Source organism: Polyangium sp. 6x1 (assembly GCF_029946515.1).
In the GTDB taxonomy this organism is placed as follows: Bacteria; Myxococcota_A; Polyangia; order Polyangiales; family Polyangiaceae; genus Polyangium.
Genome location: NZ_JARZHH010000018.1, coordinates 85,493 through 103,856, shown reverse-complemented (window position 1 = coordinate 103,856; position 18,364 = coordinate 85,493). Strand labels below are relative to the sequence as shown.

Sequence of the window (18,364 nt, the reverse complement as noted above, 5' to 3'; positions counted from 1 at the left end):
TGGGAGCACGCGATGGCGTTTTTCTTCAGTAAAAAGCCAGCCTCGGTCGCCCAGGACCTGAGCATCTCGGGCGCCGGGAGCGGTTCTCCGGGGATCGACACGTTCGAGGTGGAGCTGCTCGGCCACCTCGACACGCTTTATGCGGTGAGCTGCCGCATGACGCGAAGCACGACCGAGGCCGAGGATCTCGTCCAGGACACGGTCGTGAAGGCCATGCGCGCCCGCGACCAGTTCGAGCCGGGCACGAACCTCAAGGCCTGGCTGCTTCGCATTCTCACGAACACCTTCATCAACCGCTACCGCCGCGGCGGACTCGAGCGCGACATCCTCGAAGGACCGGATGTCGACTCGCTGACCGACGGATGGATCGGGGCGACGACGATGCGCGGCATGCGCGACCCCGAGACGGCGGCCCTCGCGCCGCTGGTCGAGGCCGAGGTGCAGCGCGCGCTCGACGACCTGCCGCCGGAGTTCCGCATCGCCGTCGTGCTCTCGGACATCGAGGAGCTCTCCTACAAGGAGATCGCCGATGCGATGGGCACGCCGATCGGCACGGTGATGTCGCGGCTGCATCGCGGCCGGAAGCTCTTGCAGAAGACGTTACGCGACCATGCGGTCGCCATGGGCATCGTGAGCGAGGGCTCGACGAACAAGGCCGACCAGGCCCCGACGGACCTCGCGGCGTACCGGAAGCGGAAGCGGAGTGCTGCGGTATGAATGGGCTCAAGGTGATGACCGACGAGTGCTCGTTGTTCTCGCGTTGCATGTCGGCGTACGTGGACGGAGAGCTCGATCCCGGACACGCAGTCGACATGGAGGCGCACGTCCTCCGTTGCGGCACGTGCTCGGAGCGCGTGACGTTCCTGCGAGCGATGCGCGCGAGCATGAAGCGCACGGCCGCGAAGCGCGTCCCTGACGCGATGCGCGCGCGCATCCACGCGGCGATGCTCGCCGAGAAGCGACGCGTGAAGGACTCCGATCGCGAGGTCCACTCGCCGAAGCTCGTGAGCTGGAAATACGCGGCGACGCTCGCGGCTGCGGCCGGCGTCGCGCTCACGGTGGCGGCCGCGAAGAACCAGAAGGACGTGGCCACGCCGGAGCTCGCGCGAAGTGGCGCGACGACGGAGATGGTCACGGCGGCTGGCATGGACTCGTTGCTCGACGATCTCGTCGCGCTTCACGCGCATCCCTTGCCGCCCGAGACGACGAACCCCGAAGAGCTCATCCGCTTCGATCCGCTCGTCGGCGTGCCGGTTCGTCGGCCTGCGTTCCAGCCCTTCGTGGCGAGCTTCAACGGCGCGCGCGTGCACGCGATGCGTGATCAACGCGCGGCGCTCCTGCAATACACGGTCGACGGCAAACACCGCGTCACGGTGTACGTCTTCGATCCGCGCGCCGTGCCGATGCGCGCCACGCGCCTCGAGCCACGCGTCGTGCGCGAGCGTCCGGTCTACGTGGGCAAACTCCGCGGCTACTCGGTCGCGGCGGCCGAGAAGAGCGGCGTCGGATACGCGCTCGCGACGGACTTCGACGACGAACGCAGCGCGCAGCTCGTCCTCGCCGCTGCTCAGCAGTAACAACGAAAAGAGGGGTATCGCCGGGACAAACCCGGGCGATACCCTCCCCTTCCCGACAAACCCTCCCTACTGCACGAGCCCGACGCCGCCCTTGCGCGGATCGGCGCCGACCGAGAGCACCCGCGCTCCGTCCGGGCCCTCCTGGATCGACACGGCCTGCACCGCGGAGAAGTTCGGCTTGCTCGTGTCCACGACCTCGCCGCGCTTCTCCAGGTCCTGCAGCACCTCCGTCCCGATCGCCGCGTCGATGAACAGCCCGCCCGTCGGCGGCGTCTCGAAGCGCGGCGCGGCCACGGCCTTGTCCACAGGCATCCCGAACACGAGGTGCGACAAGAGCACCTGCGTCGTGCCCGTCGCGATGCGCGTGCCGCCCGAACCGCCGAGCGCGAGCACGGGCTTCCCGTCCTTCGTCACGATCGTCGGCGTCATGCTCGACGTCGGCCGCGCTCCGCCCTTCGGATAGTTCGGCCCCTTCGACATGCCGAACAGCTTCTCCACGCGCTCGGCCGTGAAGTCCGCGAGCTCGTCGTTCAGCAGAAACCCGCCTTCCGTCACGAGCTGCGCGCCGAACATGTTGTTCACGGTCGTCGTGATCGACGCGACGTTCCCCTCCGCGTCCACCGTCACGATGTGCGTCGTGCCCGCGTCGTTCACCGGGAAGTTCTCGGCCTTCGTCGTCGACGTCATCGAGATCTTCGCGCGCCGCGCCTTCATCCGCTCGGGGCTCACGATCTTCGCCACGTCCATCTTCACGAACCTCGGATCACCGAGCAGCCGCACCCGATCCGCGACCGCGCCGCGCATCGTCTCGGCGAGCAGGTGCGTGTACGCCCCCGTGTTGTGCCCGAGCGCCGCGAGATCCGCCTTCGAGTGCATGTGCAGCGTCTCCAGCATCATCACTCCACCTGCCGAGGGCGGCGGCATCGTGACGACCTCGTAGCCCTCCCACTGCGTGCGCAGCGGCTCTCGATCGAGCACCTTGTAGTCCTCGAGATCCTTCTTCGTCATGCGGCACTTGCCGGCCCGCGCCGTGGCCAGGATGTCGGCCGCGATCGACCCCTCGTAAAACGCCTTCTTCCCCTCGGCGCCGATCCTCCGCAGCGTCGCGGCGAGCGCCGGGTTCTTCACCGTCTCGCCCACCGGCACGATCGCGCCGGCCTTCGCGAAGAGCCCGTACCGCGGCGCCGCGAGCAGCCACTTCTCGTTCCACTTGAGCGCGCGGACCATGTGCGCACTCACGGGAAAACCCTTCTCTGCTGTGTCGGCCGCGCCGCGCACGAGATCGGCCATCGCGAGCTTGCCCCAGCGCGCGTGCATCTCCGCGATCCCCGCGACCTCGCCGGGCACGCCCGTCATCACGCCGCGCTGCTCCTCGGGCACCGGCCGCTTCGCGAGCTCCGTGGGCACGAGGTCCTTCGGCGCGGTCTCCCGGAAATCGAGGATCCGGATCTCCTTCGTCTTCGCGTCGTACACCGTCGCGAACCCGCCGCCGCCGAGCCCGCTCGACACGGGGTGCACCACGCCGATCGCCAGCGCCCCCGCGATCGCCGCGTCGACGGCGCTCCCGCCGCGGGCGAGCACGTCCATCGCGATCGCCGACGCCGTCGCGTTCTCCGTCGCCACGGCGAACTTGTGCTTCGTCGGCGCGGCAGGCGCGGCAGGCGCGGGCGCCTGCGCGGATCCTTGGGGGATCAGGCTCGCGGACGGCGCGGCAGGCGTCGGCGCGGGGGGCGGCGGGGCCTTCGCCGTGGCCTCGTCGGGCGAGCGCGCGGCCGGCGCGCTGCAGCCTGAGCCGGGCAAGGCGATGAGCAGCGCGAGGGCGGCGGCAAACGATGCCGTCGAGAGGGCACGGAGAGTTCGCATGGTACAGCTCCTCTGCGCGGGGGCCCCGCGCGTGCGCTAGGATGCCCCGGCCGCGCCGCGGGGATCAACCTCGGCCGGATGAGGAGAGCCAAACCATGCGCTTCGTGTTCGTGATGGACCCGCTCGCCCGCGTGACGCACGACAAAGACACCACCTTTGCGTTCATCCGCGCGGCGCAGGCCCGGGGTCATCAGAGCTTCCACTGCTTGCCGCAGGACCTCTACGTCTCGCAGGGTTTTCCCTTCGCCACGGCGCACCGTGTCGAGATCCTCCCCGAGTCGCCGTACATCACGCTGCGCCGGGACGAGGGCGCGCAGCGCCTCCCGCTGCACGACGTCGAGGCCGTCTTCATCCGCAAGGATCCGCCCTTCGACCAGGCCTACCTCTACGCGACGCTCATGCTCGAGCCCGCCCGCGGCAAGACGCTCATCGTCAACGACCCGCGGGGCCTGCGCGACGCGAACGAGAAGCTCTACGCGCTCGGCTTCTCCGAGTGGACGCCGAAGACGCTCGTCACCGCCGATCGCGACATGATCCACGACTTCGTCCGCGACGTCGGCGGCAGCGCCGTCATCAAGCCGCTCGACGGCGCCGGCGGCTGGGGCGTCATGATGCTCCGCTCGGACGACAAGAACGCCCGCGCCATCGCCGACATGCTCACGGGCGAGGGCCAGCGGCTCGCCATGGTGCAGGAGTTCCTGCCGGCCGTGTCCGCGGGCGACAAGCGCATCCTCCTGCTCGACGGCGAGCCCCTCGGCGCGATCCTCCGCGTCCCGCGCGGCGACGAGATCCGCTCGAACATCCACGTCGGTGGCAGCGTCGTCCCGACCGACCTCACGCCGCGCGAGCGCGAGCTCGTCCGCTCCGTCGGCGCGCGCCTCAAGGCCGACGGCCTCTACTTCGTCGGCCTCGACGTCATCGGCGAGCACCTCACCGAGGTGAACGTCACGAGCCCGACCGGCATCCAGGAGCTCAGCCGCTTCACCGGCCAGGACCAGTCCGCCCGCGTCATCGAGTGGGTCGAGAAGACCGCTCGCATGCGTTAGTCCGCCCGCCCAAAAAACTTGGCCCGCGCGGCGCGTCTCGACGAGGGTTCGTGCATGGCCCCGCCTGCCCACGCCTGCGCCGTCTGCGCCGCCGAGGCCTCGGCGACGACATCGCTCGTCCGCGTCTACGTCGAGGGACGCACGCTCCACCTTTGCCGCAGCCACGCGGCCACCGTCGTCGCCGCGCGCCCGGAGACCTTCGAGGAGCTCCGCGCGCTCTTCGTCGGCGTCACCGTCCGCGCGGGCAGCGGCGTCGAGCGCCGGTCGCCCATCCCGCGCCGCTGGGGCGAGGATCGGCGCGCCTTCCCGCCGCGCCCCGAAGGCCGCCGCGCCTCGAATGGCCGCCGCGCGACCGATCGTCACGACTGAGCGCGCGCCCTACACGACACGCATGCAGCACACCCGGCGCATCGCCCTCGCCCTCGGCTCGAACCTCGGCGACCGTGCCGCCACGATCGAACGCGCCGTCGCCGAGCTGCGCGACACGCCGGGGTTTGTCGTGGTGGACTGCTCGCCGCTCTATGTCACGCCTCCGGCGGGCGGCCCGCCTCAGGGTGATTATTTGAATGGCGCCGTCCTCCTCTCGACGGCCTTGCCTGCGCGTGACGTCCTCGCGCGAACGCAGGCCATCGAGCGCGCGCTCGGCCGTGTCCGGCCGGATCCCGTCCGCTGGGGGCCTCGCACGATCGACATCGACATCCTCTGGATCGAGGGGGAATGCATCGACGAACCCGGCCTCGAAATCCCGCATCCGCGCCTCGAAGGCCGCGTCTTCGCGCTCCGCCCGCTGCTCGACGTCGCTCCCGACGCGGCGCACCCGCGCACGGGGAAACGTTACGACGAGCTCCCCGCGGCGCACTTGCCAATTACGCGAGCATAAGGCGCACGGATGCGTCCTCGACATAGCTGCGCGGAGCGGCTATGGTCGCGCCATGCAAACGCTTCGCGTTACCTTGGTTGGGCTTTTTCTTTTGGGTGCTGCGCAGGTCCTCGCCGCGTGCGGCAGTAACGTCACGAATAACGGGCCCGGCGGCTCGGGCGGCGCCGGCGGCAACGGCGGCAGCGGCGGCGCTGGCGGCAACGGCGGATCGATGGGCGACCCCCTGCTGACGTGCATGGATTTCTGCCACGTCGCCGAGGTCAACAACTGCCCGGTGGCCCCCGGCGATTGCGCCACGTTCTGCGAGGATATCCTCGAAGAAGCCGGTCCCGAGTGTCAGGACGAGACCGCCGCGCTCATGGCGTGTTATACGCCCGCGTTGAAGACCTGTCCGGACGAACCCCCGCCCGAGTGCGCCGACGAGGCCGAGGCCGAGCAGGCGTGCCAGACGGCGAACGGCTGTGACGATGCAGAATGCTTCGAAGGCGCCGGGCCGGATGGCGCGTCGAGCTGCGGCTGCAGCTCGACCTGCAAGGGCGAGCCTTATTCGACGAGCTGCGATACGCCCGCCGGCGGCGGAATGACGACGTGCACGTGCACGAAGGGCGACATGGTCGTCGGCACCTGCATGAACGCCGAAGACAGCGGATGTGGCATCGAAACGAGCTGCTGCGCCGAGATCTTCAATCTCTGACGTCAGCCCACTTCGGGCTCGGGCGGCATCACTTTTTCCACGAAATACCTGAGCACGTCGAGCGGGGTGATGATCCCGACGAGCCGTCCGCTCCGCACCACCGGCAAATGGTGGATCTGCCCCGTGCGGAGAATGGTCATCACCTCGTCCGTCGTGGCGAACTCGTCCACGACGATCGGCGGGTGGCTCATCACGTCGCGCGCCGCGGCTCCGGGCGTCTGCCCTTGCAAGAGCGTCGCCATCAGATCCGTCTCGCTCACGAAACCGACCACGCGCTCGTGCTCGTCGACGACCGGGACGCCGCCGACGCGCGCGTCGACGAGCAGCCGTGCGATCTCCTCGAGCGGCGTCCCGAGCGAGACGGCCTCGGCGTGATGCGTCATGATGTGGCGCGCGTGTCCCTTCATGGCCGGGGAGAGAATGCAACTTCGCGACCGGCCTGTCCACCCCTCGCGTGCGTCCGTCCCCACGTGAGCGGGGACGAATTCTCCATCAAACGAGGCGGGTTCGTCCACGCGCCTTGAGCGCCGTGACGACCTCTTTCACGTCCTGTGCCCGCGTCCGCGGCACCACGAGCAGCGCGTCGTCGGTCTCCACCACCACGAGATCCTCCACGCCGACGAGCGCGATCACGCGTTTGCCATCCTCCGCCCCCGTGCGCAGATCGAGCACCAGGTTCCGCCGCGCGTCGACGAACAGCGCGCTCGGGGGCGCCGCATTCTGCTGCGCGTCCTTCTCCGCGAGATCGAACGCGGTCTGAAAGCTCCCCACGTCGCTCCAGCCGAAATCGCCGGGGACGACCGCGAAATGGTCGACGTGGTCCATCACGCCGTGATCGATGCTGATCGACGGCAACGTCGGGAACACCTTTTCGAGCGCGGCCTGCTCTTCGCCCTCCTCGGCGGCGCGATCGATCGCCTCGAGCCCCACGGCGAGGGCGGGCATGTACGCGCGGATGGCGTCCACCATGTCGCGCACCCGGAAAAAGAACATCCCCGCATTCCAGAGGTGCTTGCCACCGGCCACGAAGGCCTCGGCCCGCGCGGCGTCCGGCTTCTCGACGAATCGCTTCGCCGGCAGCGCCTCCACGCCGCGCGCCTCGCCTTCGAGCTCGATGTACCCATACCCCGTCTCCGGGTGCGTGGGCTTGATCCCGATCGTCGTGATCGTCCCGCTCGCCGCCGAGGCCACCGCGCGCTCCAGCGCGCGCCGAAAACCCACGACGTCGCGCACGTGGTGATCACTCGGCAGGACCATCAGCACCGCGTCCGGGTTCGTCCGGGCAATGTGAAAGCTCGCCCAACCAATGCAAGGCGCCGTGTTCCGCGCGGCGGGCTCGACGAGCGTGTTTTCGGCGTAGAGCTCCGGCAAAGCCTCGGCCGTCTGCTCCACGAGGTGCTTGCCCGTCGCCACGAACAGCCGCTCCCAGTCGACGAGAGGCGCGATGCGCTCGGCCGTCTGCCGGATGAGCGGGGTCCTCCCGACGAGGGGCAGGAGCTGCTTCGGCTTCGCCGCGCGCGAGGCCGGCCAGAAACGCGTGCCGGCGCCGCCGGCGAGGATCAAGGCGTAGACGGGAGGAGCGGATTGCATGGTTTGTCATCCATGGACATAGCGGCCACCACGACGGGCGCCGGCCCCTCCCGCCCCGAGACCCCGCCGAACGAACGGCCGTACGAGACCGTGGCGAAGCCCAAGGGGAGGACCCAGAACGCGAGCCGCGCGAGGGCCTGTTTTTCGAGCAAGCTGCGCGCGAGGCCAATCGCGACCGTCGCGCCGAGGAAAGCCGTGACGAGGCCGAAGCCGATCGCCGAAGCGCCGAGCTCCGTGGCCGGGGACGACGCGCCGAGGCCCGCGACGAACGACGCGAGCAACGTGACGCCCGTGAGCGAGAGGGCCAGCTCGAGCGCCCGATCGGCCTTCACGCCCATCCACATGGCGATCACGAGCGCCGCGCCCACGTCCGAGCCGCCCGGCAGCGCGCCCGTCCCGTGCACGACGCCGAGCAGCGCCGCGAGCGAGAGCGGCGGCGCCTCCACGCGCCCGGTCGGCGCGAGGGCCATCGTGGCGACGAGGAGCCCCGTCCAGACGAGCCCGAAGCCGACGGCGATCGGCGCGCCGCTCCAGAGCTCGACGAACGGCGCCGCGAGCGCGCGCACGAGCAGGCTCGTGCCCGCCGCGACCACGAGCACGGCGGCGTCGTGCGCGCCCGGCGACGAGCGGAAGAGCGAGGGACGCGCGACGGCCCGCAGCCCCTCGGAGACCGCGCCGACGAGGTGCCGCCGGGCGCCGACGAGCAACGCGGAGGCCGTCGCGACGTGCAGGATCGACTCGAGCGCCGCGGCGCTCCGGCCCGGATCGAGCCAGAGACGGGCAACCGCGTCGTGCCCCGAGCGCGAGATCGGCAGCGCCTCGGCGAGGCCCTGAATCCCGGCGAAAAGCACGACCTCCGCGAACGGCAGCACGCGGCCAGTGATAGCAGCGCCGCGGCGCCCTTGTCCATCCGGGCCGCTCCTACGTCAGGCCGCCTTCTCCCGAGACCCGCCCTGCGTCGTGCCTTGCTCGCTGCTCCCCGCGCCCGTCGTGGCCTGCGAGGTCCCGTGCGTCCCCGCCGAACCCCCGCCCGCCGCGCCTGCCGCGGACGATTGCGCCGTGGTCGTGCTCGCGCCCGTGCCCGACGCGCCGCTCGCCGTGGTCTGCGGACGCACGCTCGATTGCGCGCCTTGCTCCTCGGCGCGGCCTTCCCCGCGCTTCACGTTGATGCGCTTCGGCTCCTCTGCCTTCGATTTCGGGATGTGCACCTCGAGCACGCCGTTCGACAGATTCGCGTCGATCCGGTCCGGATCGATCCCCTCGGGCAGCGTGAAGGAGCGGGTAAAACTCCCGTACGAGCGCTCGTAGGCCCAGAACCGCTCGCCCTCGTCGCGTTGCTCCTCCTCGCGCTTGCCGCTGATCGTGAGCCGACGGGCGGAGACGTCGATCGAGACGTCGTCCTCCTTCATGCCGGGCAGATCCGCGCGGATCATGTATCCGTCGCGGGTCTCGCGTACCTCCATGTCGGGCACGAAGGCCCGGCCTTGCGGCAGGAAAGATTCCATTTCGGCGAACGGATCCCACGCGAGCATCTCGCGCATGCGCCGGAATGGATCCGTTGAGCCGAGCGAGCGGAACGGGTCGGCGGTCGCGAGCCGCTGCTCGCGCCACGGCTCGCGGGCTCCTGCCTGTGTCATCTCGCGGGATGGCCCCTGCTGCCCTTCTCGGCCTTCTCGTCTGCGCATGAATCCAGCCATGATGTTCCCCTCCTCTTTCGATGGATTTGCGCGCGCTCCATGCACGTTCCGTGCGCGGACCGGGCACGGTGACGATTGCACAGTGCCAAGGCCGCGTCCGCTTCGATGGGCCGCGAGCGGGCGTCCTGGAAGGACGGTCGCGCTCCCCTTGCGCATGAAGGTTGCACGAATCGAGCGACATGCGCCGATTGCTCCTCGCCCTCGCGCTCGCCGTGACTGGATGCGGCGCCTCGTATTATTATCAGCCCGCCGAGCAAGCCAACGCGTCGGTATCGGGGTATCCGGCGGCGCGGTACGTCGTCCCGCCGGGCTCGGGCAAGGGTGACGTGCGGGTGAGCTCGTTTGGCGTGACGGACGTGCGCCTGTCCGAGGACGACGAACCGGTCCGCTCGCTGCACGTCCGCCTCGTCGTGGCGAACGAGGACGGCGCCGAGGCCTGGGCCGTCGACACGCGCGAGCTCCGGGTGAATTTCGCGGGCGTGGAGGGCGAGGCCACGCCTGCATTCGCGAATGCGACCGACGCGGGGATGCCCGTCGTCGTGGTCCCGCGCGGCGGATCGACGACGATCGACGCTTATTTCCCGCTCCCGGAGTCGCTCCGGGGCGCCAGCGATCTGCCGCAATTCGACCTCGTCTGGCGGGTGCACACCGACGGTCGTGTCGTCACCCAGCGGACCCCGTTCGAGCGTCGCCGCATCGAGCCTCCCCCGCCCACGATGGCCTATGGGTATGGCTACGGCTGGGGGGGCGGGGCGTCTCCGTACTGGTGGTACGACCCGTTCTTTTATCCGCGCTCGGTGATCATCCAGCAGCGAGCCCCGGCGCAGCCGCGCGTCTATTATTACGGCTATCCCCACCGCTGAGGGATCCGGATCGTACAGGGAGGAGGGCCCGCGATGGCGACGAGCGTGGAACTCGGGGCGACGAGCGTCACGAAAAAGGCGCTCATGGCGACGACCGGCGTCGTGCTCACGGCCTACGTCGTCCTGCACCTCGCGGGCAACCTGCTTTATTTCGCGGGCCCCGAGGCGCTCGACGCCTACGGCGCGCTCCTTCACCGAAATGCCGGCGTGCTCTGGTCGGCCCGCGCCGTCCTCTTCGCGTCGTTCTGCATTCACGTGGTCCTCGCGCTCGACCTCTCCATGCGCCGGCAGGTCGCCCGCCCGATCTCCTATGGCCGCTACGAGCGCGCCGCGAGCAGCCTCGGCGCGCGCACGATGCTCTGGACCGGCCTCGTCCTCCTCGGGTTCGTCGTCTACCACGTCCTCCATTTGACCCTCGGCCTCTTCCACCCGGCGTACGCCCCGGGCCGCGTCTATTCGAATGTCTCGGTCGCGTTTTCCTCGGTCGTGCCCACCGTGATCTACGTGGTCAGCATGATCGCGCTCGGCTTGCACGTGTCGCACGGCGCGCTCGCGATGACGCAATCGCTCGGCCTCACCCTGCGGCGTGAGCGGCTGCGCGCGCTCCGGCGGCTCTCCGTCGCCCTCGCGCTGATCGTCGCCGTGGGCCTCGCCGCCATTCCGATCACCGCGCTCGCGCTCGCGCTCACGCGAGGGCGCTAGGGGGAGGCATCCATGCACCTCGACGGCAAGATCCCGGGCGGTCCTCTCCCGCAGAAATGGGAGCGCCGCAAATTCGAATATGCGCTCGTGAGCCCGGCGAACCGCCGCAAATACAGGGTGCTCGTCGTCGGCTCGGGCCTCGCGGGCGCCTCGGCCGCGGCCACGCTCGGCGAGCTCGGCTATCGCGTCGAATGCGTCTTCTTCCACGACAGCCCCCGCCGCGCGCACAGCATCGCGGCCCAGGGCGGCATCAACGCCGCGAAGAACTACCAGAACGACGGCGACAGCGTGCAGCGCCTCTTCCAGGACACGGTCAAGGGCGGCGATTACCGGGCCCGCGAGGGCAACGTCTACCGCCTCGCCGAGGTGAGCCTGCGCATCATCGACCACTGCGTCGCCCAGGGCGTCCCGTTCGCCCGCGAATACGGGGGCAAACTCGCGAACCGCTCCTTCGGCGGCGCCCAGGTCTCCCGCACGTTTTATGCGCGCGGACAGACCGGCCAGCAGCTCCTCCTCGGCGCCTACCAGGCCTTGCTCCGCCAGGTCCACGCGGGCACGGTGCGCATCGCGCCGCGCACCGAGATGCTCGACCTCGTCGTCGCGAACGGCAAGGCCCGCGGCATCGTCGCGCGCGACCTCGTGACCGGCGAGATTCGCACGTTCGTCGCCGACGCCGTCGTCCTCGCCACGGGCGGATACGGCAATGCCTATTATCTCTCCACGTACGCGCGCAACTCGAACGCGACCGCGATCTGGCGCGCGCACCGCCGCGGCGCGTACCTCGCGAACCCCTGCTTCACGCAGATCCACCCCACGTGCATCCCCGTCAGCGGCGAGCATCAATCGAAGCTCACGCTCATGAGCGAATCGCTCCGCAACGACGGCCGCATCTGGGTGCCGCTCCGCGCCGGGGACGAACGCTCGCCCGAGCAGATCCCCGAGGCCGAGCGCGATTATTACCTCGAACGCCGGTACCCGAGCTACGGCAACCTCTCGCCCCGCGACGTCGCCTCTCGCGCGGCCAAGGCCGTCTGCGACGAGGGCCGCGGCGTCGGCCCGACCCGCCTCGGCGTCTACCTCGATTTCGCGGACGCCATCCGCCGCCTCGGCGCGGACGTCATCGCCGAGCGATATGGAAACCTCTTCGCCATGTACGCCGAGATCACCGGCGAGGATCCCTACCGCACCCCGATGCGGATCTACCCGGCCATCCATTACACGATGGGCGGCCTCTGGGTCGATTACGACCTCATGAGCACGATCGACGGCCTCTTCGTGCTCGGCGAGGCGAACTTCTCCGATCACGGGGCGAACCGGCTCGGCGCGAGCGCGCTCATGCAGGGCCTCGCCGACGGGTATTTCATCGCCCCGCTCGCCGTCGGCAGCTACCTCGCGCGCGCAAAACCCCCGGCGATCGACGACGCGCACCCCGCGTTCGCGGAGGCGCGCAAGGACACCCTCGCCCGCATCGAGCGGCTCCTCGCGGCGCGCGGCAAGCGCTCTGCCTCCTCGTTTCACCGCGAGCTCGGCAAGCTCCTCTGGGACACGTGCGGCATGTCCCGCAATCGAGCGGGGCTCGAACGCGCGCTCACCCAGATCCCCGAGCTCCGCGAGAGGTTTTACCGGGACGTCCTGGTCCCCGGCCAGGGCGAATCCTTGAATCGAGAGCTCGAGACCGCGGGCCGCGTCGCCGATTACTTCGAGCTCGGCGAGCTCATCTGCCGCGACGCGCTCCAGCGCGAGGAGTCCTGCGGCGGCCATTTCCGCGAGGAGTACCAGACGCCGGACGGCGAGGCCCTGCGCGACGACGAGCATTTCGCCTACGTCGCCGCGTGGGAATGGCGCGAGGGCGAATCCCCCGTCCTGCACAAGGAGCCGCTCGTCTTCGAGGCGGCCCCGCCCATGCAAAGGAGCTACAAGTGATGCGGATTGCGCTCGAGGTCTGGCGCCAGCGGGGTCCCGGGGAACCGGGCCGGTTCGTCCGCTACGAGAGCACGCAGGCCTCGCCCGACATGTCGCTCCTCGAGCTGCTCGACGTCGTCAACGAGGGCCTCGTGCAGAAGGGCGAGGAGCCGATCGCCTTCGACAGCGATTGCCGTGAGGGCATCTGCGGCACCTGTGGATTCATGGTCAACGGCCTCGCGCACGGCCCGCTCCAGGGCGCGGCCACGTGCCAGGTCTATCTCCGGAGCTTCCGCGACGGAGATACGCTCTTCCTCGAACCTTTTCGCGCGAAGGCCTTTCCGCTCATCAAGGACCTCGTCATCAACCGGAGCGCGCTCGATCGGATCATCGCCGCCGGGGGCTACGTCTCCGTCAACACCGGCAATGCGCCGGAGGCGAACACCTCGACGATCCGCAAGGACCGCGCCGAGGAGGCGATGGATGCGGCCGCATGCATCGCGTGCGGGGCCTGCGTCGCGGCTTGCCCGAATGCCTCGGCCGCGCTCTTCACGGGCGCGAAGATCACGCACCTCGGCAAGCTCCCCGAGGGCGAGCCCGAGCGCGCGCGGCGCGCGCTCCGCATGGTCCAGGCCGCGGCGGCGGAGGCCTTCGGCCATTGCACGTTCGCCGGGGAATGCGAGACCGCGTGCCCGAAGAGCATCCCGCTCCAGGTCATCACGCAAATGAACCACGACTACCTCGCGGCCCGACTCTCCGGCGAGGGGCGCGCGCAGCCGAGGCACATCGAGCCCGGCACGCCGAAACGACGCCGCTGACCTTTCGAACGGTCGATGCCCGAGGCCGCCGCCGTGGTATCCTCGGCGCCGCGCCATGCTCCCGACCTTCCTCGCGCGGCTCGCCGATCCTTCCATCGAGACCGTCCTCCTCTGCGGCTGCGGCGGAGGCTTCGATTTCTTGCAAGGGACGATTCTCCTGCCCGAGCTCGAGCGCCTCGGCAAGCGCGTGATCGTCGGCAGTTATTCGTTCGGGGAGCCCGAGCGCATCGACGACGCGGCCGTCGTCTACACGGCCGAGACGGGCGCCGTCGTCAAGCAGGTCCTCGCGCATGCGAGCCCCCCGCCCGATTACGGCCCCGAGGTGCACCTCGCGAGCTTCCTCGACAAGGAGCGCCCCGGGAACGCCCCCCATTTCGTCTACGCCTATTACGCGCGGGCCTTCACCGCGCCCGCCCTCCGCGCGTTCTACGCCGATCTCGTCCAGCGCCACGCCGTCGACGCCGTGATCCTCGTCGACGGGGGATCCGATTCGCTGATGCGCGGCGACGAGGAGGGGCTCGGCGATCCGATCGAGGACGCGGTCTCCATCGCCGCCGTGGCCTCGCTCGAAGGCGTGAAGCTCAAGCTGCTCTGCTCGATCGGCCTCGGCGCCGACCGCTTCAATGGCGTCTCGGACGCCGCGAGCCTGCGCGCCATCGCCGAGCTCACCGAGGCCGGCGGCTTCCTCGGCGCCGTGAGCCTCGAACCGACGAGCCCGGGGTTTCTCTTCTACAAGCGCTGCGTCGAGCACGTCTATGCGAACCAGACGTTCCGCTCGGCGCTCACCGGATTCATCCTCTCGGCGGCCGAGGGCCATTTCGGCGGTGAGAACGTCCCGCCGGCGCTTCGGAGCCGCGTGAGCCCCGGCCGCTTCTTCGTCTGGCCGCTCATGGCCATGGTCTTCGCCTTCGACGTCGAGGCCGTGGCGCGCCGCTCGAAGATCGTCGAATGGATCCGCGATTGCACCACGGTGCGTGATTGCCACCTCGCGCTCCGCCGCGGGCGCGCCTTGCTCGCGGCGGGCCCGCGCGAGGTGGAGAACCTCCCGCGGCAGGAGGACATGGTCGGCTACTGAGCCGCTTCGTCCTTCCGGACGCGATTCTCCTCCGCCATCCGGCGAATGCAGAGCCGGAGCCCTTCGCGCAGGTTCGCGCACGTCGTCAGGCACGACATATCGAGCCCGAGCGTCACCATCGTCTGCGCCACGGTCGGCCGGATCCCCGTGACGATCCCCTCCGCGCCGAGCAACCGGATCGCGCGAATGAGGCTGAAGAGGTGGCTCGCCGTCATCGTGTCGACCATATCGACGCCGGTCAGATCGAGGATCGCGAACCGCGCCGACGTGCGCACCACCGACGAGAGCAGATCGTCCATGACGCGCGCCACGCGCTTGCTATCGACGACGCCCATCATCGGGAGCGTGACGACCTTCTCCCAGACCTGGATCACCGGCGTCTCCAGGTTCCGGATGACCTCTTCTTGCCGCTCGATGAGCTCCATCTTCGTCCGGAGCTCGACCATTGCTTTCCGCACGTCGTTCTTGGCGAGCGTCAGGCCGAGCATGTGCGTGACCTCCCCCGCCGCGTCGCGAATCGGGATGAACCAGCTCTCCCACAGGACGTCGTGGGCCTCGCTCGTCACGTGGCCGTGCTCCCCCGCGAGCGCGCGACGGATGTGCGTCAGGCCATCCGGCACGTCCTTGTAAAGCTCGAGGAGATTCTGCCCGATGAGCATCCCGGGCTCGAAGCCGCCGGCCCTGCACCCTTTGCCATCGTGAACGAAATACGTGCCCTGCTGGTCGATCACGTACACCGAGATATCGACGTTATCGAGGATCCCGCGGAGAACACGCTCGGGCGCGGTCGGTGGCAGAAGCGCGACGTCCTCGGCGGGGGGCACGACGAGCCGGCCCGAGGAGAGGCTCGGCATCGGGACGATCGTGACGTAGATCTCGGCCGCGCCCGGCGAACGCCGCGCATGCAACGAAAACGTGCGAAAAACACCCTCGACGTCACGCATTTGGCAGAGGGCGCCAAAGGCTTCGCCCTCATTCATCTTCGCCCACGCCGACGCGACCGTGTCTCTGTGATCGAGGTGAAGGGACTCGAACAAGGAGCCGCCTCGCACGCGCTCGGCGCCGAGGACATGCTCGGCTTCGGAATTGAAGCCACGAATCGCACCATCCGGGCTCGTGGCCACGAGCATACCCGGGCAATGCTGGAACCAAGCCGAATCCATTACAGTCTCCAAGAACCTACGTCGTCCAACGAATGGACTACCACGTCGCTCGTGGCACCGTCGAGCAGGAAATCTGCGAAAATAATTCCACCTCGGAAAGAATTGTCCGAGGATACGTCAACGACGTGACGTGACGTAGGGAGACGCGGCTTTCAGTGGTCGACGCGCGCGGCGAGGGCCTTCGGCGCGATCATCTTGTAGCTGCCCGCGACGAGGGCCCGAACCTCGTTCCAGTCGATCGCGCTGTCGTTCGGCTCGTCGATCCGCACGTCGATCCACCCGTGCTTGCCGACGTATTTCGCAATGGTGAATCGCGGGTCGGTCGCCACGAGCCCGGCCTGCATCTCGAACGTGGTCTTCACGCCGTACGACCACACGCCGTTCTCTCCGCCGATCGCGGCGAAGATCTTGTCCTTCACGCGAAAGGTCGGGTGCCCCCAGGCCTCGACCTCCGTGGCCTCGGGAAAACCCATGCAAATGGCGCGGAACCGCTCCAGCACCCCGCCGGGCCCCGCCATTTTGCTCGCCCGTCCGGCCGCCTTCTTCGCCGGAGGAGCGGCCTTTTTCGCGGGGGCCTTGGCCTTCTTCGTGGCCGTCTTCTTGGTGGTCTTCGTCGATTTCGTCGTGCCGGCTTTCGTGCTCGCCATGGTCCTCTCGATACCCGAGGTCACGTGTCTTTTACGTCGTCGTAGAATGCAATGGTTTGGCGGTCGTCCCGTCGCTCGCGGGTGCGGCCCCCTTGCTCGTCGAGCTCGCTCTCCTTCGAAGGCCCGGTCGCAGGCGCCCGCTTCCGCTTGCTGCCCTCGTCACGCGCCTTCGAGACGCCCGCGCGCGCGAGCCGACCCGAGCCGAGGGCGAGCGCGGCGCAAGAGACCCATCGAGCCATCGCCGCCTATTCTGCCGCCCCATCGCGCCAAATGTCGAGGGGTAGAATCGCGCCCTCGGTCCGGCCCCGGGCGCCGCGGCCTGCCGTGTCCGCGCCTCGTGCGCCCCGTCGCTCTTGACTTCGCCGAGCGAAGGAGCGAGGTGTTCTTGATGCACGCTTTCATTTCCCAGGACAAACGCTCCCTCGGGCGCCGGCTTTCCGGCGTTTTGCTCGCGCTCGCCGCGCTCGTCGGCCCCGCCACCGCGGCCGCGGACGAGATCGGGCCGGACGAGGAGAGCTGCATCAAGAAGAGCGCCGGCGATGCGTGCGCCGATGCCGTAGGCGCGGCCGGCACGTGCGTCGGCTATGAGGCCCTCGGAGGGCGGCAGCGGTTCCGCTGCGTGGCGGGCGCCAAGGCCCCGGCCGCGCAGCCCGCCGCCGCAAAGACGTCGGACCCGCAGCCGGCCACCGCGAAGACCCCAACGCCGCAGCCCTCCGCCGCGACCGTGACCGTCGCCGAGAAAAAGGGCTGCTCCGTGTCGGCGGCGGAGAGCTCGAACGACGTGGCCCCGCTCGGGATCACCGTCGCCCTGGCCGCGCTCGCGTTCAGCCGAGCGAAGCGCCGCGCGCGGCCCGCGGGGTGAGGGGTGGACTGGGTCTGGGCATTCGTCTTCACGCAGGTCGTCGAGATCCCCATTTACGTCTATGGGCTCCGCGTCCGCGTGTACGAGGCATTCGGCGCGAGCGCGCTCACGCACCCGATCGTCTGGTTCGTCATCCCGGCCCTGTGGGAGCGCTTTTACCTCGCCGTGTTCGCGCCCCATCCCTCGTTATGGATCTCCCAGACGCCTCGATACTGGATCATGGTGGTCATCGCCGAGACGTTCGCCGTGACCGCGGAGGCCGGGTATTTCCGGTTCATGGGCAAGAAAAAGACGCTCGGGTGGGCATTCGCCGCGAACATGGCGAGCGTCACCCTGGGATTTGCGAGCCGCGCGCTCTTCGATTGGCCGTGACCGCCGGACGCACGTCGAGGGATCGAATCGCGCCCTCGATCCAGCCCCGGGCGCCGCGGCCCTCCGTGCCCGCGCCTTGTACGCCCCGTTCCCCTTGACTTCGCCGAGCGAAGGAGCGAGTTGTTCTGGATGCGCACTTTCATTTCCCTGGACAAACGCTCCGTCGCGCGCCGGCTTTCCGGCGTTTTGCTCGCGCTCGCCGCGCTCGTCGGCCCCTCCTCCGCGGCCGCGGACTTGATCGGGCCGGACGAGGAGGTCTGCGTCAAGAAGCAGGCCGGCGATGCGTGCTCCGATGCCCAAGGCGCGGCCGGCACGTGCGTCGCCTATGAGGCCCTCGGGGGGCGGCAGCGGCTCCGTTGCGTGGCGGGCGCCAAAGCCCCGGCCGCGCAGCCGGCCGCCGCGACGACTCCGGGCCCGCAGCCCTCCGCCGCAACGACCCCGGCCCCGCAGCCCTCCGCCGCGGCCGCGACGGTGGCGGAGAAAAAGGGCTGCTCCGTGTCGGCGGCGGGGAGCTCGAACGACGTGGCCCCGCTCGGGATCACCGTCGCCCTGGCCGCGCTCGCGTTCAGCCGAGCGAAGCGCCGCGCGCGGCCCGCGGGGTGAGGGGTCGCTC

21 protein-coding genes and 1 pseudogene are annotated in these 18,364 nt (G+C 69.6%); 14 read left to right on the top strand and 8 right to left on the bottom strand.

Translation table 11 applies throughout. From position 1 onward, the window contains the following. Nucleotides 1-12 precede the first annotated feature (12 nt). Together QHF85_RS18980 and QHF85_RS18975 are read left to right on the top strand one after the other, a co-directional pair. Entirely contained in the window at nt 13-717 is a 705-nt protein-coding gene (locus QHF85_RS18980) for a sigma-70 family RNA polymerase sigma factor (RefSeq protein WP_281328633.1), read from the top strand. Continuing rightward, on the top strand, nt 714-1,577 hold the full coding sequence (locus tag QHF85_RS18975) for an anti-sigma factor (RefSeq protein WP_281328632.1): 864 nt from the start codon (nt 714-716) through the stop codon (nt 1,575-1,577). Before QHF85_RS18980 ends, QHF85_RS18975 begins: the two co-directional genes overlap by 4 nt. Nucleotides 1,578-1,643: 66 nt before the next feature. On the opposite strand, the gene ggt is transcribed toward QHF85_RS18975, so the two are convergent. After that, nucleotides 1,644-3,440 carry a gamma-glutamyltransferase gene (gene ggt, locus QHF85_RS18970; protein ID WP_281328631.1) on the bottom strand — a complete coding sequence of 599 codons (1,797 nt, stop codon included), beginning with the start codon at nt 3,438-3,440 and terminating at the stop codon, nt 1,644-1,646. Between the two features lie 95 nt (nt 3,441-3,535). Between ggt and gshB the strand changes: the two genes are divergently transcribed. Genes gshB through QHF85_RS18950 form a run of 4 tightly spaced genes read left to right on the top strand, consistent with a single transcriptional unit; the run spans nt 3,536 to nt 6,060 of the window. Further along, the gene (gshB, locus tag QHF85_RS18965; RefSeq protein ID WP_281328630.1) at nt 3,536-4,486 is read left to right on the top strand and encodes a glutathione synthase; all 951 of its coding nucleotides are present in this window, start codon (nt 3,536-3,538) and stop codon (nt 4,484-4,486) included. A 54-nt stretch (nt 4,487-4,540) separates the two neighbouring features. Then, nucleotides 4,541-4,855 carry a hypothetical protein gene (locus QHF85_RS18960; protein WP_281328629.1) on the top strand — a complete coding sequence of 105 codons (315 nt, stop codon included), beginning with the start codon at nt 4,541-4,543 and terminating at the stop codon, nt 4,853-4,855. Between the two features lie 22 nt (nt 4,856-4,877). After that, nucleotides 4,878-5,366, top strand: coding sequence for a 2-amino-4-hydroxy-6-hydroxymethyldihydropteridine diphosphokinase (folK, locus tag QHF85_RS18955; protein WP_281328628.1), 489 nt, complete (start codon nt 4,878-4,880; stop codon nt 5,364-5,366). Between the two features lie 52 nt (nt 5,367-5,418). Next, nucleotides 5,419-6,060: a hypothetical protein gene (locus QHF85_RS18950; protein ID WP_281328627.1), complete on the top strand. Its 642-nt coding sequence runs from the start codon at nt 5,419-5,421 to the stop codon at nt 6,058-6,060. Nucleotides 6,061-6,062: 2 nt separating this feature from the next. Here QHF85_RS18950 and QHF85_RS18945 read toward each other — a convergent pair whose 3' ends face one another. The 4 genes and pseudogenes from QHF85_RS18945 to QHF85_RS49815 form a co-directional block, all read right to left on the bottom strand. Next, complete coding sequence (locus tag QHF85_RS18945; protein ID WP_281328626.1) at nt 6,063-6,467, bottom strand: CBS domain-containing protein; 405 nt, start codon at nt 6,465-6,467, stop codon at nt 6,063-6,065. An 85-nt stretch (nt 6,468-6,552) separates the two neighbouring features. Then, a complete protein-coding gene (locus QHF85_RS18940) occupies nt 6,553-7,650 on the bottom strand; it encodes a mannose-1-phosphate guanylyltransferase (RefSeq protein ID WP_281328625.1) in 1,098 nt (365 codons plus the stop codon). Beyond that, entirely contained in the window at nt 7,620-8,522 is a 903-nt protein-coding gene (locus tag QHF85_RS18935) for an undecaprenyl-diphosphate phosphatase (RefSeq protein ID WP_281328624.1), read from the bottom strand. The genes QHF85_RS18940 and QHF85_RS18935 overlap by 31 nt, the downstream gene beginning before the upstream one ends. Nucleotides 8,523-8,810: 288 nt before the next feature. Then, nucleotides 8,811-9,191 (bottom strand): annotated as a pseudogene (locus tag QHF85_RS49815) (Hsp20/alpha crystallin family protein); the annotation flags it as partial. A 335-nt stretch (nt 9,192-9,526) separates the two neighbouring features. On the opposite strand from QHF85_RS49815, the gene QHF85_RS18925 reads away from it, so the two are divergent. The 5 genes from QHF85_RS18925 to QHF85_RS18905 are packed head-to-tail and all read left to right on the top strand — an operon-like array spanning nt 9,527 to nt 14,707. After that, nucleotides 9,527-10,210 (top strand): hypothetical protein, encoded by a 684-nt coding sequence (locus QHF85_RS18925; RefSeq protein ID WP_281328622.1) that lies wholly within the window; start codon nt 9,527-9,529, stop codon nt 10,208-10,210. A gap of 33 nt (nt 10,211-10,243) precedes the next feature. Beyond that, nucleotides 10,244-10,912 carry a succinate dehydrogenase cytochrome b subunit gene (locus QHF85_RS18920; protein WP_281328621.1) on the top strand — a complete coding sequence of 223 codons (669 nt, stop codon included), beginning with the start codon at nt 10,244-10,246 and terminating at the stop codon, nt 10,910-10,912. A gap of 12 nt (nt 10,913-10,924) precedes the next feature. After that, nucleotides 10,925-12,835, top strand: a complete 1,911-nt coding sequence (locus QHF85_RS18915; RefSeq protein ID WP_281328620.1) for a fumarate reductase/succinate dehydrogenase flavoprotein subunit — start codon at nt 10,925-10,927, stop codon at nt 12,833-12,835. Further along, complete coding sequence (locus QHF85_RS18910) at nt 12,835-13,632, top strand: succinate dehydrogenase/fumarate reductase iron-sulfur subunit (RefSeq protein ID WP_281328619.1); 798 nt, start codon at nt 12,835-12,837, stop codon at nt 13,630-13,632. The genes QHF85_RS18915 and QHF85_RS18910 overlap by 1 nt, the downstream gene beginning before the upstream one ends. Before the next feature lie 55 nt (nt 13,633-13,687). Next, nucleotides 13,688-14,707: a DUF1152 domain-containing protein gene (locus tag QHF85_RS18905; RefSeq protein ID WP_281328618.1), complete on the top strand. Its 1,020-nt coding sequence runs from the start codon at nt 13,688-13,690 to the stop codon at nt 14,705-14,707. Here the strand turns inward: QHF85_RS18905 and QHF85_RS18900 are convergent. From QHF85_RS18900 to QHF85_RS18890, 3 genes are all read right to left on the bottom strand, one after another. After that, entirely contained in the window at nt 14,701-15,870 is a 1,170-nt protein-coding gene (locus QHF85_RS18900) for an STAS domain-containing protein (protein WP_281328617.1), read from the bottom strand. The genes QHF85_RS18905 and QHF85_RS18900 overlap by 7 nt on opposite strands. Before the next feature lie 152 nt (nt 15,871-16,022). Then, nucleotides 16,023-16,517: an MmcQ/YjbR family DNA-binding protein gene (locus tag QHF85_RS18895; RefSeq protein ID WP_281328616.1), complete on the bottom strand. Its 495-nt coding sequence runs from the start codon at nt 16,515-16,517 to the stop codon at nt 16,023-16,025. 20 nt (nt 16,518-16,537) lie between these two features. Next, nucleotides 16,538-16,756, bottom strand: coding sequence for a hypothetical protein (locus tag QHF85_RS18890; RefSeq protein WP_281328615.1), 219 nt, complete (start codon nt 16,754-16,756; stop codon nt 16,538-16,540). Nucleotides 16,757-16,905: 149 nt separating this feature from the next. Between QHF85_RS18890 and QHF85_RS18885 the strand changes: the two genes are divergently transcribed. The 3 genes from QHF85_RS18885 (at nt 16,906) to QHF85_RS18875 (ending at nt 18,354) form a co-directional block, all read left to right on the top strand. Further along, nucleotides 16,906-17,379, top strand: a complete 474-nt coding sequence (locus tag QHF85_RS18885) for a hypothetical protein (RefSeq protein WP_281328614.1) — start codon at nt 16,906-16,908, stop codon at nt 17,377-17,379. A gap of 3 nt (nt 17,380-17,382) precedes the next feature. Continuing rightward, complete coding sequence (locus QHF85_RS18880) at nt 17,383-17,751, top strand: hypothetical protein (protein ID WP_281328613.1); 369 nt, start codon at nt 17,383-17,385, stop codon at nt 17,749-17,751. A 129-nt stretch (nt 17,752-17,880) separates the two neighbouring features. Next, nucleotides 17,881-18,354: a hypothetical protein gene (locus QHF85_RS18875; RefSeq protein WP_281328612.1), complete on the top strand. Its 474-nt coding sequence runs from the start codon at nt 17,881-17,883 to the stop codon at nt 18,352-18,354. Nucleotides 18,355-18,364 lie beyond the last annotated feature (10 nt).

Excerpts from the sequence above, each read along its gene's own strand:
- QHF85_RS18980 (WP_281328633.1), top strand. The coding sequence starts at position 13 with ATGGCGTTTTTCTTCAGTAAAAAGCCAGCCTCGGTCGCCCAGGACCTG.
- QHF85_RS18975 (WP_281328632.1), top strand. The coding sequence starts at position 714 with ATGAATGGGCTCAAGGTGATGACCGACGAGTGCTCGTTGTTCTCGCGT.
- ggt (WP_281328631.1), bottom strand. The coding sequence starts at position 3,440 with ATGCGAACTCTCCGTGCCCTCTCGACGGCATCGTTTGCCGCCGCCCTC.
- gshB (WP_281328630.1), top strand. The coding sequence starts at position 3,536 with ATGCGCTTCGTGTTCGTGATGGACCCGCTCGCCCGCGTGACGCACGAC.
- QHF85_RS18960 (WP_281328629.1), top strand. The coding sequence starts at position 4,541 with ATGGCCCCGCCTGCCCACGCCTGCGCCGTCTGCGCCGCCGAGGCCTCG.
- folK (WP_281328628.1), top strand. The coding sequence starts at position 4,878 with ATGCAGCACACCCGGCGCATCGCCCTCGCCCTCGGCTCGAACCTCGGC.
- QHF85_RS18950 (WP_281328627.1), top strand. The coding sequence starts at position 5,419 with ATGCAAACGCTTCGCGTTACCTTGGTTGGGCTTTTTCTTTTGGGTGCT.
- QHF85_RS18945 (WP_281328626.1), bottom strand. The coding sequence starts at position 6,467 with ATGAAGGGACACGCGCGCCACATCATGACGCATCACGCCGAGGCCGTC.
- QHF85_RS18940 (WP_281328625.1), bottom strand. The coding sequence starts at position 7,650 with ATGCAATCCGCTCCTCCCGTCTACGCCTTGATCCTCGCCGGCGGCGCC.
- QHF85_RS18925 (WP_281328622.1), top strand. The coding sequence starts at position 9,527 with ATGCGCCGATTGCTCCTCGCCCTCGCGCTCGCCGTGACTGGATGCGGC.
- QHF85_RS18920 (WP_281328621.1), top strand. The coding sequence starts at position 10,244 with ATGGCGACGAGCGTGGAACTCGGGGCGACGAGCGTCACGAAAAAGGCG.
- QHF85_RS18915 (WP_281328620.1), top strand. The coding sequence starts at position 10,925 with ATGCACCTCGACGGCAAGATCCCGGGCGGTCCTCTCCCGCAGAAATGG.
- QHF85_RS18910 (WP_281328619.1), top strand. The coding sequence starts at position 12,835 with ATGCGGATTGCGCTCGAGGTCTGGCGCCAGCGGGGTCCCGGGGAACCG.
- QHF85_RS18905 (WP_281328618.1), top strand. The coding sequence starts at position 13,688 with ATGCTCCCGACCTTCCTCGCGCGGCTCGCCGATCCTTCCATCGAGACC.
- QHF85_RS18900 (WP_281328617.1), bottom strand. The coding sequence starts at position 15,870 with ATGGATTCGGCTTGGTTCCAGCATTGCCCGGGTATGCTCGTGGCCACG.
- QHF85_RS18895 (WP_281328616.1), bottom strand. The coding sequence starts at position 16,517 with ATGGCGAGCACGAAAGCCGGCACGACGAAATCGACGAAGACCACCAAG.
- QHF85_RS18890 (WP_281328615.1), bottom strand. The coding sequence starts at position 16,756 with ATGGCTCGATGGGTCTCTTGCGCCGCGCTCGCCCTCGGCTCGGGTCGG.
- QHF85_RS18885 (WP_281328614.1), top strand. The coding sequence starts at position 16,906 with ATGCACGCTTTCATTTCCCAGGACAAACGCTCCCTCGGGCGCCGGCTT.
- QHF85_RS18875 (WP_281328612.1), top strand. The coding sequence starts at position 17,881 with ATGCGCACTTTCATTTCCCTGGACAAACGCTCCGTCGCGCGCCGGCTT.